Annotated in this window: 11 protein-coding genes; 7 read left to right on the forward strand and 4 right to left on the reverse strand. The window is 60.7% G+C overall.

Annotated features, from left to right (window positions below):
• Positions 1-97 precede the first annotated feature (97 nt).
• Positions 98-2,656, reverse strand: a complete 2,559-nt coding sequence (locus BM052_RS08110) for a TonB-dependent receptor (protein ID WP_177198384.1) — start codon at positions 2,654-2,656, stop codon at positions 98-100.
• Between the two features lie 828 nt (positions 2,657-3,484).
• Between BM052_RS08110 and BM052_RS08115 the strand changes: the two genes are divergently transcribed.
• Entirely contained in the window at positions 3,485-4,363 is an 879-nt protein-coding gene (locus BM052_RS08115) for an SDR family NAD(P)-dependent oxidoreductase (protein ID WP_143084779.1), read from the forward strand.
• 140 nt (positions 4,364-4,503) lie between these two features.
• On the opposite strand, the gene BM052_RS08120 is transcribed toward BM052_RS08115, so the two are convergent.
• Positions 4,504-4,725 carry an SMP-30/gluconolactonase/LRE family protein gene (locus BM052_RS08120; RefSeq protein WP_143084780.1) on the reverse strand — a complete coding sequence of 74 codons (222 nt, stop codon included), beginning with the start codon at positions 4,723-4,725 and terminating at the stop codon, positions 4,504-4,506.
• Positions 4,726-4,925: 200 nt separating this feature from the next.
• Here BM052_RS08120 and BM052_RS08125 point away from each other — a divergent pair, with 200 nt between their 5' ends.
• The 3 genes from BM052_RS08125 (at position 4,926) to BM052_RS08135 (ending at position 7,727) form a co-directional block, all read left to right on the forward strand.
• Positions 4,926-5,681: an SDR family NAD(P)-dependent oxidoreductase gene (locus BM052_RS08125; protein WP_177198385.1), complete on the forward strand. Its 756-nt coding sequence runs from the start codon at positions 4,926-4,928 to the stop codon at positions 5,679-5,681.
• A 122-nt stretch (positions 5,682-5,803) separates the two neighbouring features.
• Complete coding sequence (locus BM052_RS08130) at positions 5,804-6,766, forward strand: SDR family NAD(P)-dependent oxidoreductase (RefSeq protein WP_091145348.1); 963 nt, start codon at positions 5,804-5,806, stop codon at positions 6,764-6,766.
• Between the two features lie 118 nt (positions 6,767-6,884).
• Positions 6,885-7,727, forward strand: coding sequence for a TauD/TfdA dioxygenase family protein (locus BM052_RS08135; RefSeq protein ID WP_177198386.1), 843 nt, complete (start codon positions 6,885-6,887; stop codon positions 7,725-7,727).
• A gap of 214 nt (positions 7,728-7,941) precedes the next feature.
• On the opposite strand, the gene BM052_RS08140 is transcribed toward BM052_RS08135, so the two are convergent.
• Together BM052_RS08140 and BM052_RS08145 are read right to left on the reverse strand one after the other, a co-directional pair.
• Entirely contained in the window at positions 7,942-9,168 is a 1,227-nt protein-coding gene (locus BM052_RS08140) for a cytochrome P450 (RefSeq protein ID WP_091145352.1), read from the reverse strand.
• Between the two features lie 206 nt (positions 9,169-9,374).
• Positions 9,375-10,133, reverse strand: coding sequence for an SDR family NAD(P)-dependent oxidoreductase (locus BM052_RS08145; protein ID WP_177198387.1), 759 nt, complete (start codon positions 10,131-10,133; stop codon positions 9,375-9,377).
• 383 nt (positions 10,134-10,516) lie between these two features.
• Between BM052_RS08145 and BM052_RS08150 the strand changes: the two genes are divergently transcribed.
• The 3 genes from BM052_RS08150 (at position 10,517) to BM052_RS08160 (ending at position 13,820) form a co-directional block, all read left to right on the forward strand.
• Entirely contained in the window at positions 10,517-11,899 is a 1,383-nt protein-coding gene (locus tag BM052_RS08150) for an amidohydrolase family protein (protein ID WP_177198388.1), read from the forward strand.
• A 19-nt stretch (positions 11,900-11,918) separates the two neighbouring features.
• Positions 11,919-12,362 (forward strand): CoA transferase family protein, encoded by a 444-nt coding sequence (locus tag BM052_RS08155; protein WP_177198389.1) that lies wholly within the window; start codon positions 11,919-11,921, stop codon positions 12,360-12,362.
• Between the two features lie 90 nt (positions 12,363-12,452).
• Positions 12,453-13,820: an aromatic ring-hydroxylating oxygenase subunit alpha gene (locus BM052_RS08160; RefSeq protein ID WP_091145362.1), complete on the forward strand. Its 1,368-nt coding sequence runs from the start codon at positions 12,453-12,455 to the stop codon at positions 13,818-13,820.
• The last annotated feature ends 23 nt before the right edge of the window (positions 13,821-13,843 follow it).

Genomic DNA, 13,843 nt, shown 5'->3' on the forward strand with positions numbered 1-13,843 from the left:
CTTACGCTCTACTTCCTTGTTACCACATCGTTAAAAGCTGAGAACCGGTTCCCACTTGTCGATAGATCATGGCATCGCACTGGAAGCTGCGAAGGCGTCATTCGCCGAAGCGATAGCGCAGGCGCACGCCGTACATGCGCGGCATGCCCTGACGACCGGTCTCGCTCCCGGCGGCATTGATCCAGCCGCCGAGGTAGGCCGCAATGTACTTTTTGTTCGTCAGGTTGGTGACGAACGTGCTGAGATCGATCGGGGTGCCGCCCACGCCCTTCCAGTTGAGGTTCGCATTGAACAGCGTGGTCGCCTCGTTGTGATTCAGGGATGAGTTGGGACCCGTGTATCCGTCGGCCGAAGTCACGAATGTCTCGGACGTGTAGACCATCGTGCCCGAAAGCGTCAGCTTGCCTATATTGTCCGGAATCGGAAGGTCGATCGACGGCGTAAGCGTAACGCGCCATTTCGGTGCCAGCGGCAACGGATCGCCTTGGTTCGGGACGGTGGAGATCACGATCGTATGTCCGGCCCCGACGTAGCTCTGGATGAGCGGCACCAGCGCGGCGGAGGACGGCGCGTCCACGATCTTCGTATTCAGGTATGCGGCGGCCGCGTTCAGGCTGAAAATCCCCGCGCGCAGATCGGAGTCCATCTCGACACCGTAGACGCGCGACTTGCCCACGTTCAGCAGCGACTGGAAGAAGACGTTGTCGACGCTGAACGAGGCCTGCAGTTGCTGGTTTTTGAGCACGTTGTAGAACACGGCAAGGTTGAAGGTGCCGGAAATGCCTCCCCCGCGGAACGTCACCTTGGAGCCGGCTTCGTAGGCGTCCACCGTTTCCGGGCCATAGGACGGGGTGGGCGAGCGTGGCTGGATGCCGCCCTGGCGATAGCCGCGGGTGTACTTGCCGTAGAACAGCAGATCGCGCGTCGGAGTGTATTCGAGATCGATCAGCCCGGTCGGCTTTTCGGACGACGACTTGTAGGTCTGGACACATCCGTTCGCAAGGCTGGCGCTAACGAAGAAACAGCGCGCGGTTGCCGAAGTGCCGTAAGTGCCGTTCACCGGGAAGCCGACGAGATCCTGCTGCGAGGCCTCGCCGCTCATGGTGTCTTTCGAATAGCGGATTCCGCCTGTGAGCGCCAACTGATCGGTGAATTTGTAGGTCGCCTGCGCATAGATGCCATAGTCACGATAGTTGATGCGGGAGAAGTTGTTCCCTTTCTTGGCGACCGATGGAATGAACGCGACGGGGAAGCCCACCACCGCCGCAACATAGTCGCGGAAGAAGTCGGCGCACTGCTCGTTGAAGGACGAGTTCGTACAGGCGATGGCCGAGAGCCCCTGCGAGGCGGAAGTGTCGATCGGGTCGCTCATTTCCAGGTAAAGGCCGCCCTGCCAGTTAAGCTTGCCGTTGCCGCTGTTCCCCTGGAACTGCAGTTCGTTGCTGAAGGTCGACTGCGAGGCGGAGTCGCCCGTGGCGCCGTACGAAGTTTGGGCAACGAAGAAACGGGAGCCAGCATATTTGGTTGCCAGCGCGAGTACCGCGGGGGACGAGCCGGCGGGAACCGAGGCAGGATCGACGATGTAATTCTCGCCGAAGATAGTCGAACGGAAGTTGGATACGAACTGCGAATAGGCGGCGATGTTCTTGATCGTCAGGTGGTCGGACGCTTTCCAGGTCGTGGTATTGATGATCTGCCACTGCTCGCTGCTCTGCTTGACGGGCGCGTCGAGCGGGTTCTGCACGGAATAGAAGCCGCCGGCCGCGCGACGCTGCTGGTAGGCCGTGCAGAAACCGAATGCCTGGACGAGGCCAGGGAGGCCCGTCGGGCTGGTGGCGGCGGGGTTGCAATCGAGGATGGAGTTGATCGCCGGCACCGGATCGGATTTGCTGTAGCTGGCAATGATGTAGTTCTCGAGGTCCGGGGTCAGATCCCCGACTATGCTGGCGCGCAGCGCGAAATAGTCGCTCGAGCCGAAACGATCGGGGCCGATCCCGGAGATGTTCTTCTGCCAGCCATCCCGCTGCTGGCGGTCGAAGCCGACGCGAAAGCGAAAGGTATCGGACAGCGGCACGTTGAGTACGGCCTGCTGGCGGTCGAGACCGTAGTTGCCGGCGCTGAGTTCGACATATCCCTCGAGGCTCCAAGTCGGCTTGGTCGGCACGAACATGATGACACCGCCGGTGGTGTTGCGCCCGAACAGCGTGCCCTGCGGCCCCTTGAGCACCTGCACGTTCTGCAGGTCGAACATGTTACCCGCGCCGACGCCGTCGCCCGATGGCGTGTTGGTGATGCTGTTGCCGCGCGGGGCGATGGCATCGGCGAAGTAGACGCCGACGGTCGGGGTCGAAACGTTTTCCTGGAAGAAGCCGCGGATATTGAACGTGGTCGCGTCTCCGCCATACCGCTGATCGGTGCTCAGGGACGGAACGTACTGCGACAATTCCGAAGCGGTCGTGATGTTGCGATCGGCGATCTGACTTTGGCTCACCACGCTGATCGAGATCGGAACGTCTTGTAGGCGTTCCTCGACGCGCCGTGCGGTGACAATGATGTCGCTGATGTCGCTACTTCCCCTGCTGTCCTGCGCCATTGCCGGGTTTGCCAGTCCGACGGCGAGGCAGCTTATGGAAATGCCGGCGTAAATGTTGTTCATAGAACTCCCCTCCATGAGGCGGTGCCAAAGTGTTCACCGCCGATCTCCACTCGATAAATGTCGATCTTGTTATAGACCGCATAGCCTTGAGGCTGTGGAATATTATTATTATTATTTTCATCATTATTTATTATAGTGGGTAATTTAATTATGCGTATTCAGGGATGGGTAGTTCGGCGCATGTTGTTGATCGCGGAACCTGGCTGGCGCGCTCCCAATGGCACTAGTTGGCGGTGAAGCGCCTTGAAGGCGCCGAGCGGCATGGCCGGTCACGCAAAGGGGATCGGTCCCCTAGCCGGTTGGCTGAGCTGTTCCTGCCGATTGCCTCTCTCCCTGAGCCGAATCGTTGGTTTTGCTGTGTTGGCCGTATTGTACTGGCAATATTAAGATACCCGCATTAGAAGAGGGTTTAAAGTGACAGTCAAGGGACAAGAAGGCATGTCACAGGCGGATGAGAGGAGCCCATGACCCTTCCCACCCAGTCGTAGTGCGGCGACGGCCTAAGGGTTCCGGCAACTTTTTGCTGCCTTTCCTTTTGTTCCTGCGAGTCTGGATGGCCTTCGGCGGGGGTATTCCGGAGCCGTGAATGCATCCGGCAGCTCGGGAGGCTATGCGTATGGCGCATAATGCAGGTGAAAATCACATGGCGCCGTGGCCGCGCGACATGCCGAGATGCGAGGCGCGACTGGGGCATCCTTTCGCATCGCCAGGCCGGTTGCCATGTGCGTCCGCGCCAATGTCCGGCAACACTTTGGTCCCGGCTTGTCATGACAAAGCTCCCCTACTCATCACGGCGGAGGCGCGTCTGTGACAGGGGAGCGCGCCAGCTTGGGCGGTGCACGGATATTGGAACATCAAGGAATCCAGGGACACCAACCTATGGCAAAAGGACCTCCACGCATGGACGATGACATGAACAGGACGATGCGCGCGTTTCGCCTTGATGGCCGGGTCGCGGTCATCACCGGGGCGGGTTCCGGGCTGGGGCGCGAAGCGGCCCGCGTTTTTGCGGAGGCAGGAGCGAGTCTGGTGCTCGTCGATATCGATACAGACGGAATGGAACGGACTGCGGTCCTGTGCAACGATGCCGCCGCGACAATCGAGACGGTCGACATATCCGATCGCGGCGCTGTCGATGATCTTGCCGATCGGGTGATTGCCGCGGCCGGGCGGCTCGACGCCTGGATCAACTGTGCCGGTATCGGCTATATGCACCCGCTGTTCGCAACCGACGCGGAGCGCGCGGCGAAGGTGGTCGCGGTCAATATGATGGGAGCCTTCTGGTGCTGCGCCGCCGCCGGGCGGGTGATGCGAGAGCGTGGCGGCGGGGCGATCGTCAATATATCGTCCGGTGGCGGTTCGGCGCCGGTTCCGGGGGTGTCAATCTACGGCATGACAAAGGCCGGCGTTAATTCGCTGACCTGGACGAGCGCGGCCGAACTTGGTCCCTATGGCATCCGGGTCAACGCTGTCGCACCGGGATGGATCGAGACACCGATGTCCAGCCTGATGTATAGAGATGAACGCGGCGAGGTCGACCCTGCGAGGCGCCAGGCGCTGATCGACCATATGGAACAGGTCTCGCCGCTTGGCATCATCGGTGAACCTGCCGACATCGCATATGCCTTGCTGTATTTCGCCTCGGACGCCGCGCGTTTCATCACCGGCCAGGTGCTCAATGTCACCGGCGGCGCGGCGCACGGTTAGAGCCGCCGCCACATGCCGGGATTCAACATCGAGTGGATCGGAACTCCTGTTCTCCTTGCTTTCGTCATTGCGAGCCGCCGAAGGTGGGGTATGAGTTCTTAACAATGCAGGTTGGTTCAAGTCCTGCCGCCATGAGGATGTCATCCGCTACGGCGTAGAGGGCCCATCACCGTCTCAAGCCTGCACGATGTGATGAACAGGGTCGACATGTCCTTGCCGCCAAAGCTGGTCATCGTGGGGCCCAGCAGCAGCCTACGATAGATATCCAACCAATAGAGCGTCCCTTGTTCGACAGACCACAAGGGCGCTTCGCCAAGATCGGCCTTGATGTCGAGCATGTGGCGTACTTCGAACTGAGCCATTGCTTCTTCTCCCATCCAAATTCTCATCGCGGCCTATGGCGAGAAGGTGCTGAATATGCCATGTGCCTTTCACATGGGTTAGTAATAGCGCGGTCCAGCATGGCTTGCGCACGCCTGATATGACCACGCCTGATGTGACGATGAACTGTCGCGATTGTCCGGCCGATGAACAACCACAAAGCAAGAGAGAGGATGGCGGAATGAAGCTTTCGGGAAAAGTTGCCCTGGTCCTTGGCGGATCGACCGGATTGGGGCGCGCCTCGGCGCAGGCCTGTGCCGAGGACGGCGCCACTATCGTGATTGCCGACATCAACGACACCGCCGGCAAGCAGACGGCTGCGGACCTGGAAGCCGCCGGCGGCCAGGCGATGTTCGTCAAGACCGACGGCATGGTTGACGATGAGGTCAAGGCCGCGATCGATGCTGCCGTTGCGCAGTACGGTGGCCTGGACATCCTGGTCACCAGCATCGGGGGGTGGCATGGTAGCGGAGACGATGCGTGGCACAGCTCGATCGACCTCTACCTCAAGAGCACGTATTACGCCTGCAAGCACGCGATCAGGGCAATGCTGGTGCGCGGCGGGGGCTCGATCATCAATGTGGGGTCGATTTCGGGCGTGACGGGCGGCCTTGCCACCCAGATCGAGGACAGTGGCTATACTTGCGCGAAGCATGCCGTGATCGGCCTGACACGGACGATGGCACTGGCGCATGCCAAGGACAATATCCGCGTGAATGCGGTCTGCCCCGGCTATTTCAAGACGGATATGACCCGCAGCCTTCACGACACGCCCGACGGCGGGATCAAGCATGTGACCGAAAACTTGCGTGTGCCGATGGGGCGTTGGGGCGATCCTCATGAGATCGGTTCCGTTGTTGCCTTCCTCGCGTCCAACGGGGCTTCGTTCATCACCGGCCAGCCGATCATCGTGGACGGCGGCTTCATGGCGCGTTGAGCGCAGGAGGGGGGACATTGCTCGATGTGAACTTCGACAATGTGCGCGCCAAGATGCATCTTGGCATTTGACTGTCAGTATGGTTTGAGGACCCTGAGAGAAGCCTGGAAAGGATCGATGGGATGACGGAATTGCGGTTCGATGGAGAGGCGGTCCTGGTGACCGGCGCTGGGCGCGGGGTCGGGCGTGAACACGCGCTTTCGCTGGCTTCCCGCGGGGCTAAAGTGGTGGTTGCCGATCTCGGCACGGCGCTTGATGGCTCCGGGCGGTCGAACGGCCCCGCCGACGAGGTCGTCAAGGAAATCCGCGATGCCGGCGGCGAGGCCGTGGCCTGCGGTGAATCGGTGGCGGATCCCGCCGGCGCGAAGGCGATGGTCGAGGTGGCGCTCGACAGCTTTGGCCGGCTGGACGCCGTCATCAACAATGCCGGAATCCATTTCCCCGAGATGTTCGAGGACTACGAGCTCGATGATTTCCGGCGGATGATGGAGGTGCACTACTTCGGTACGCTCAACGTGTGCCAGAATGCATGGAAACATTTCCTGAAGAGCGGCGGCGGGCGGATCGTCAACACCGTTTCCGAGGGCGTGGTCGGCCTCAGCCCCACATCGACCGCATATGGCAGCGCCAAGGGCGCGATCGCCGGGCTGACCTTGTGCCTGGCGGCCGAGGGTCCGCTCCACAACATCCGGGTCAACGGCTTTTCGCCGCGTGTGCGGACCCGGCTTTCATCGCCGGAAATCATGGAGAAGGCGTTCGGCCGCCCGGCCGAGAATTTCAAGAGCATGGAGGGGGTGTACCCGCCGGAGCTGTCATCTTTCGCCGCTGTCTATCTCGCGCACGGTTCGTGCGAACTGAATGGCGTGCTGCTGTCGAGCGGCGGCAACACGGCCTTGCGCTGGGCGATCATGGAAGGCGGCCACGCCGAGGCGCACTCGGTCGAAGAGGTCGCCGCGAATATCGGCGCGATCATGGCCATGCCGGACATCAAGCACATGGGCGTGGGTATCACCGGCAAGGCGCCGTTCGTTGGCGAATTGCACGAACAGAAGGCATTGCGGGCACAGGCCGCGGCAAAGGCCTGATCGGCGCGGCACCAGCCGATCGGAGCGCGCGCCGCGTTTGATCTGGCGCAGGTCTCGCGCTCCGATTCCGTGTTATACATCGTTGAAGCGACAAACCAACAAGGCGAGGATGGCGCAAGTGGACGACTTTGAAATTCGCAATCTGCCGGGGCCTTTCGGCGCGGAGGTGATCGGTTTCGACATGGGCCGGGACTGGACCGAGGAAGGGCGGGCCCGGCTCCGCCGCGCGTTCGACGAACGGGGGGCCTTCGTCTTCCGCGATCTGGACATCGACTTTGCCGGGCAGGATCGAATTTGCCGTATGCTGGTGGGCGATGAAAGTCCCACCGATCCGTCGAAACTGCATGAACGGCGGGTTTCGAACCGGGGGGACGAAGACGCGCTCGCGCCCAATGGCAGGCTGTTGTATCACGCCGATGCGATGTGGCACCCCGAACAGCATCGCATCGTCTCGCTCTACGGCGAGATGGTCGAGGCAGGTGCCGGCCGCACCATGCTGACGGACAGCGCGCATGCCTGGAAGAGCCTGCCCGAGGAAATGCGCGAACGGTTGCGCGGCAAGCAGGCCTGGCACGAAAGCGGCCAGGTCTACCACCGCGGCGGCGCCGATCTGGCCCGGCCGCAACGGACCAAGGAATATTCCTGTATCAAGCCGGTGCCCTTGATCCACCCTGACACCGGGGAGGAGCTGCTTTTCGTCAGCCAGCAGATGACGCACTATTTTGTCGGCATGGAGCGGGATGAGAGCGAAGCGCTGCTGATGCAGTTGTTCGACCACCTTTATGACGACGACATTGTCTATGTGCACGACTGGCGCGAGCATGACCTGCTGGTCTTCGACAATATCCGCATGCAGCATTCGCGCGAGAACGTCGAAAAGGACGGGCCGACCCGCGTCTTGCGCAAGGCGATTGCACCGATGGGCAAGATGAAGGCCGAGACACCCGTCTACAAAAGCTGACCTTGACGAGACGGCTCGCCCAAGCTTGCTTTTCAGGGGGCCTTGCGTGGAACACGGCTGGCGGTCACCGCAACCTATGGCGTTGCCGCGGAAGTTTCGGCAAGTTCGCCCGATGCGCGAACCTCAGCCACGATCACTGCTGACGGTTGGCGTGGGGCCATCGCCAGGTGGTTCGGACCAGCCCGCTTGCGGCCTGCGCCTGCCCGGGTGAAAGTCAGGCGCGGGTGCAGCTGACGATCATGTTGCGCATTTCGTATCCTTGGGTCGCCATGCTCCACCCGATGTCCGGCGTCTTTTCGAGCTTGAGGCCCGGCACGCGGAACAGGCGGTTGAGAAAAATGCGTGTTTCATGAACCGCGACCTGCGCGCCGGGACAACGGTGCGGACCGTCACCAAAACTCGTCCATGTGGGCAGCTGGTTCTGCTTTTCGGCGCGGTCGGGATCGATCGCGTAGGGATTTTCGCCGACGGACGAAGCGTCCTGATTGGATGCGCGGATATCGATCGCAAGCAGCTGATCCTTGGGAAGTCGCCCCGCGACTTTTGATTGAACTTCTTCATTCGTGCGGCGGTACAGATAGCCTGCAACCGGATCGAGGCGGAGCAGTTCCTGAATGATCTTGAACTGGCCGTTTTCGTCTTCGGTGAGGAACCGTTCCTTCAACTCAGGGTGGTCGAACAATTGCCACGCGGCGACCTGCATGAACTCGCGCGTGGTCGAAACGCCGGCCCCGGCGTAAGTCATGACTTCGATTATCATGGCTTTGACGCTGTATTCATTTTTCAACATGTAGGTGACGACATCGTTTCGCGGCTCGCGCTTGCGGGCTTCGATGGCGGGAACGATGCAATCGGTGTACAGCTTCTTCATCAGGTAGGCAAAGCGCGCCTTGTGATAAGGGCCCAGGATCTTGTCGTTGATGAAACGGTGCAGGGGGCGCTTGTCGAACGAGTCGCTCGAATCCATCAGCTTCTTGAGCAGCTTGACGGTCATCGTGCGATCGCTGGCGGTCAGTCCAAGGATTTCGAGCGTGACGGCTCCGGCAAGTTCAAGCGCGAGCAAGTCGAGCGTGGCGCTGCCCTTGGTGCGAAAATCGGCGATCATCTCATCCATCATGCGTTCCATCAGCGGATTGTACCGCGTGAGGATCGCCTTGGGCGTGAAGTAGGCGGCCACCGATGCCCGCCGGCGCTTGTGCACCTCGCCATCCAGGAAGAAGAACGAGATGTGATCGGGATTGTCGACTTTCACCGAATCGGCGCTGCCGCCTGCCTGCCGCATGTTGGGCGAACGGAGGATCTCGCGCGAGAAGTCGAAGCTTTTCGAAACCCGAGAGCCGGGGAACGGCTTCAGTGCGCCGCCGACAAGGTGCGCCGTCTTGCGATCGTCGCGTTCGACAGCGCGTGAATTGTCGATGGGCGTGTTCGCAGCGCTGGCCATAACCCCTCCTTGTTTGCCGTGGTTCGAAGACCGCGGCCAATATGGAACCCGCACCGGTTCGGCTCACCGTTTTCTGGACGAAACGCCGTTGCAGCTTGGCCGTCCAGTCGCGACCCCATGATAATTTAAGATACATCGCCTAAAATGCAACGTCAATGTTCATGGCACTGCCATGTCACGCCCGCTTGCCCCGCCGCGATCTATTTTCAGGGGCGGTGCGTCTGCCCCCCATCGACGGCAATGGTCTGGCCCGATATGAATCCCGCTTGGTCGGATAGCAGGAATGCCCCGGTGGCGGCGATGTCATTCGGATTGCCGGGACGCGTCTTCATGAGCGTGTCCTGGACAGCCGCCTCGATAAACTTTTCCGTACCCTGTCTGAATTTATAGTGCGCGATAATGCCAGGCGCGATGGCGTTGGCTCTTATGCCTCGTGGGCCATAGCGGCAGGCAACGTTGCGCATAAGTGCCTGAACTCCCGCCTTGCACATGGAATAGGCAAAGCGCGTGCCGGAAGCGGTGGTGGCCGCGGACGACGATGTATATAGCATGGCGCCTCCACCGGTCTCGATCATCGCGGGCACCGCCAAACGAGAACAGAGGAAATAGCCCCGCAGATTAACGCGGACGCTGCTGTCGAACATTTCCATGGGGATATCCAAACCTTCCGGCCGCAAGCCATCCGGAACGAACGCGAAATTGCAGTGAAATCCGTCAATTCGCCCGTGGCGCGAGAGAGCAGACTCGATCATGGCTTGAATTGAGGCTTCCTGGCTGCCGTCCAGGTAAGTCCCCACGGCACGCGAACCGCCAGGGTCTATCTCCTTTCCCAAATTTTCAGCATGTTCGCCCTCGATGTCTCCAAATACGAGTTTGGCGCCTTCGTTGAAATAATAACGGGCGAGATCGTCTCCAATTCCTCCGACTCCCGCCAGAACGATTACTTTTCCTTCCAGGATTCCCATGATGGCCATCTCCGCAAGCATTATTATTATAAATTGATGATAAATTGGTGCTTTTACTCCCACACGATTGAATTGCCGGTTTCCGCTCGTGCCCGGGGGCATGGGGTCGGATGCCGGCCTTGCAGTCGGATGCCGCCATCACCGTCGCCAAGCCGTCGGCCGGATGTCGGCTTGCCTTCGCGCCGGTGGGAATGGTGCGGATATGCGATACCAACCCTGACCGTGCAGCCACGGTGAGGCGCAAGCATGTATGGACAGCGCATCCGCATAAGCGTACACTGATGTACTGTTACGGATTCGCGGTCAAGTCAACGCATCGGGCCAACGCATCGGAATGTTGCGCTGGGCAGCGCGGATACGGAATTGAATCGAAGGGAGCGGAGATGGAAAAGCTGACAATCGTTTCGCTAGATGGGCATGCTCAGATGCCGCCCGAGGCATGGCCGAAATATCTCGACAAGCGCTATCATGATTGCTTGCCGGCACTGAACACCGAGAATAGCGATTTCAAGGGTGTCAGCGGACATTTCTTCAATCGCCTGCACAATGCCGATCTTTATCATATCTATGATTTCGACAACGCCGTCCGTGATGGTTATGGCGAGGGTGTCTGGAATCTGGAAAAGCGCATCCACGAGATGGATCGCGAAGGGATTGCCGCCGAATTCCTCCACAGCGGGGATTCACGGGCGATCGGCCTGTTCTTCCAGTCCTCCAATCGCGATCACACGATGGATCGCTGCCAGGCCGGGGTGAAGGCGTACAATCGTTGGCTTTATGACGAATTCGGTTCGGAACCCGATCGCCTGTACCTGATCGGAATCCTTGGCTCGGCGCCGTGGCGCGACGTGGACGAGTTGATCGAAGAGCTCGACTGGATCGCCGACCATGGCTTCAAGGCGACCACGCTGCCGGGCTTCACCGCCTATCCCGGCCAGCCGCCGCTGTTCGACAAGTATTGGGACCCGTTCTGGGCGCGCTGCGAAGAGCGCGGCATCCTGCTGTGGATGCACGCCGGGCAAGGCGAGCGCCAGGGCGAGCTTGGCGCGATGTTCCACCGGATCGGCAATGTGATCCGGGAAGAACAGGCCGACGTCCCGACCGCGATCGAAAAGCTCAGCAAGGAATTCTTCCAGGGCAAGATCTTCTCGAGCGTGAAGCCGCGCCGGGCGATGTGGCAGTTGATGATGGGCGGGGTGTTCGACCGCTACCCCAAGCTGCGGCTCGTCCTCAGCGAGATCTATGGCGACTGGATGGGCCGGACCTTCCAGTACCTCGACGAGCAGTTCGAAGCCAACCGGGACAGCCTGCCCGCGAAGCGCAAGCCGAGCGAATACTGGCGGTCGAATTGCTTCAACGGCCTCTCGTTCATCCGCAAGTGCGAGGTCGCGATGCGCCATGACATGGGCGTCGAGCGCCTTGGCTTCGGTCGCGACTACCCACATGGCGAAGGCACCTGGCCGAACACCGTCGAATGGCTGCGGGATGCGCTGGGCGGCATTCCGAAGGATGAGGCGATCGGCATCATGGGCGGAAATGCCATCAACGTGCTCGGTCTCGACAAGGCCAAGCTCGATTCCATCGCGCAGCGCGTGGGCCTGCCCATGGATGCGATCTTCGGCGATCATCCCCCGCTCAGCGGCGAGCTGCTCGCCCACTTCCAGAAGCGCGGCCAGTATCTCGCCGAGCCGGAGGGCGACGAGCGCATGGAGGAGATCGACGGGATGATGCGCGAAGACCTCTGGAGGGCACGCGTTTACGCCTAGCAATATGGGGTCTGATGTGGTGGCGGTGCAGGGCATCGCCACCACGATCGTCGTGCCGCATGGCTCGCAGGTTCCGGGGCCGGCGATGATGGCCCTCGATTCTTCAGTCTGGGCGGGGATGATGCGATTATCGTCGAGTAACGACGGACACTGCCCGCCCCCTTCGGCGCCGTTTTGCTGCAAGGGCGGCGAAATCCCCATCCAGGCGGGCAAGTATCCCGATTTCGTCAAGCCGTGCCGCATCTCGGGCGGCAAGGAGTTGATCGCGGACGAGCGTTTTGCGGGGCATGCGCGTCGCGTTGAACATCACGCCGGGATCATGGCCATCGTCGGCGCCATTCGCGAGCGGCAAGCCCGCATCTGGCCGGCCTTGCCTATCCGCCATCGGACCTGGGCCGGTACAGCGCTGGAACCCCGCGCGAACTGCTCCCAACCGAGAATGTCGAGTGCAATTCCCGGGTAGAGCGGGGGACGTTCAAATCGCGAGGCCCCTAATGGCGACGACATTGTTTCCAGGCGCGACCGATGCCGATCGGATCAGGAGAAGGCCGTCATGAACATCGAGGCGAAAATCAAGGCCGGGGCAGCGCCTGTCGTCACTTACCGCGATCTGCTGCAACAGGACAGCAGGCCAGCGCCGGAAATCTTTGCTCCGGCGACACGCGATCTTGGCACCGCACCGATCTCGGCATCGCGTTACACGAGTCCGGCCTTTTTCCAACGCGAAGTCGAGAAGATGTGGATGCGGACCTGGCAGTTCGCCTGCCGGGCAAGGGAAATCCCCGAGCCGGGCGATACGCATCTCTACAATCTGCTGGGCCGCCAGGTCATCATCGTTCGCCAGGCTGACAAATCGATCAAGGCTTTCATGAATGTTTGCCGCCATCGCGGCCGCAAGCTTGTCGATCATGCCGGATGCAAGGTCCGCTACCGCTGCGCCTACCACGGCCTGACCTGGCGGATCGACGGCACACTGGAGGAAAACCCCTTCGCCTGGGATTTCCCGCAGTTGGAGGGCAGCGATATTCCCCTGTTACCGGTTCGCTGCGAGACTTGGGCGGGGTTTGTCTTCGTCAACTTCGACCCGGACGCCGCGCCGTTGCTGGAGCAGATGGCCCCGATGCCGGAACACTTTGAACGCTGGATGATCGATCGCTGCTATAAGTCGGCCCATGTCGCCAAGATTGCCCGCGCCAACTGGAAGGTCTGCGCGGAGGCTTTCATCGAGGGGCATCACGTCATCTGCACGCATCCGGAATACAACCTGTTCTCGGGCTATGATTCAACGCAGACCGACATCCTGTCGGACCATGTCACGCGCTTCCTCTCGCCGGTGGGCCTGACGCCGGGGCCCTTCCTCGATCGGAACATCGACGACCTGAAACGTGTCGAACTGATGCTGGCGGCGGGCAACCGCGCCTTTGAAAAGGGCCAGCAGGTGCACCTGCCCGATGGCGCCACCGCGCGCAGCTTCTCTGCCGCCAACTTGCGCAAGATGCTGGAGGGGGTGACGGGTTACGACCTGCGCGACACCTGCGACGCCGAAATCCTTGACGGGATTGGCTATGACTTCTTCCCTGCATTTCATCTTTGGGGTGGGTTCAAGCCAAAGATTTCGTACCGGTTCCGGCCTATCGACCATGAAACCACCTTTTTCGAGGTCATGCTCTTTACGCTTGCACCCAAGGATGCAGACATGCCGGCCGAAGCAAAGCTGCGCGTGCTGGACGAAGACCAGAAGTGGGCCGAGGCCCCTGAACTTGGCGTATTGGGCCCGGTCTACGACCAGGACTATTCCAACATGCGGCCGATGCAGGAAGGGCTCCAATCGCTTGGTGAGCAGCCGATTCACTTCACCAAATATCTGGAAGCGCGCTGCCGCAACTTGCATCGGATGATAGACGAATACATGACCCACTAGCGCATGATGCGGAAAAGTGGAAA

The sequence above is a fragment of the Novosphingobium sp. CF614 genome (genome assembly GCF_900113255.1).
Taxonomy (GTDB): domain Bacteria; phylum Pseudomonadota; class Alphaproteobacteria; order Sphingomonadales; family Sphingomonadaceae; genus Novosphingobium.

What these genes read in the sequence shown, in the direction of transcription:
- BM052_RS08110 (WP_177198384.1), bottom strand. Translation starts at nt 2,656, where the DNA reads ATGAACAACATTTACGCCGGCATTTCCATAAGCTGCCTCGCCGTCGGA.
- BM052_RS08120 (WP_143084780.1), bottom strand. Translation starts at nt 4,725, where the DNA reads ATGGCTCAGTTCGAAGTACGCCACATGCTCGACATCAAGGCCGATCTT.
- BM052_RS08125 (WP_177198385.1), top strand. Translation starts at nt 4,926, where the DNA reads ATGAAGCTTTCGGGAAAAGTTGCCCTGGTCCTTGGCGGATCGACCGGA.
- BM052_RS08130 (WP_091145348.1), top strand. Translation starts at nt 5,804, where the DNA reads ATGACGGAATTGCGGTTCGATGGAGAGGCGGTCCTGGTGACCGGCGCT.
- BM052_RS08140 (WP_091145352.1), bottom strand. Translation starts at nt 9,168, where the DNA reads ATGGCCAGCGCTGCGAACACGCCCATCGACAATTCACGCGCTGTCGAA.
- BM052_RS08145 (WP_177198387.1), bottom strand. Translation starts at nt 10,133, where the DNA reads ATGGGAATCCTGGAAGGAAAAGTAATCGTTCTGGCGGGAGTCGGAGGA.
- BM052_RS08150 (WP_177198388.1), top strand. Translation starts at nt 10,517, where the DNA reads ATGGAAAAGCTGACAATCGTTTCGCTAGATGGGCATGCTCAGATGCCG.
- BM052_RS08160 (WP_091145362.1), top strand. Translation starts at nt 12,453, where the DNA reads ATGAACATCGAGGCGAAAATCAAGGCCGGGGCAGCGCCTGTCGTCACT.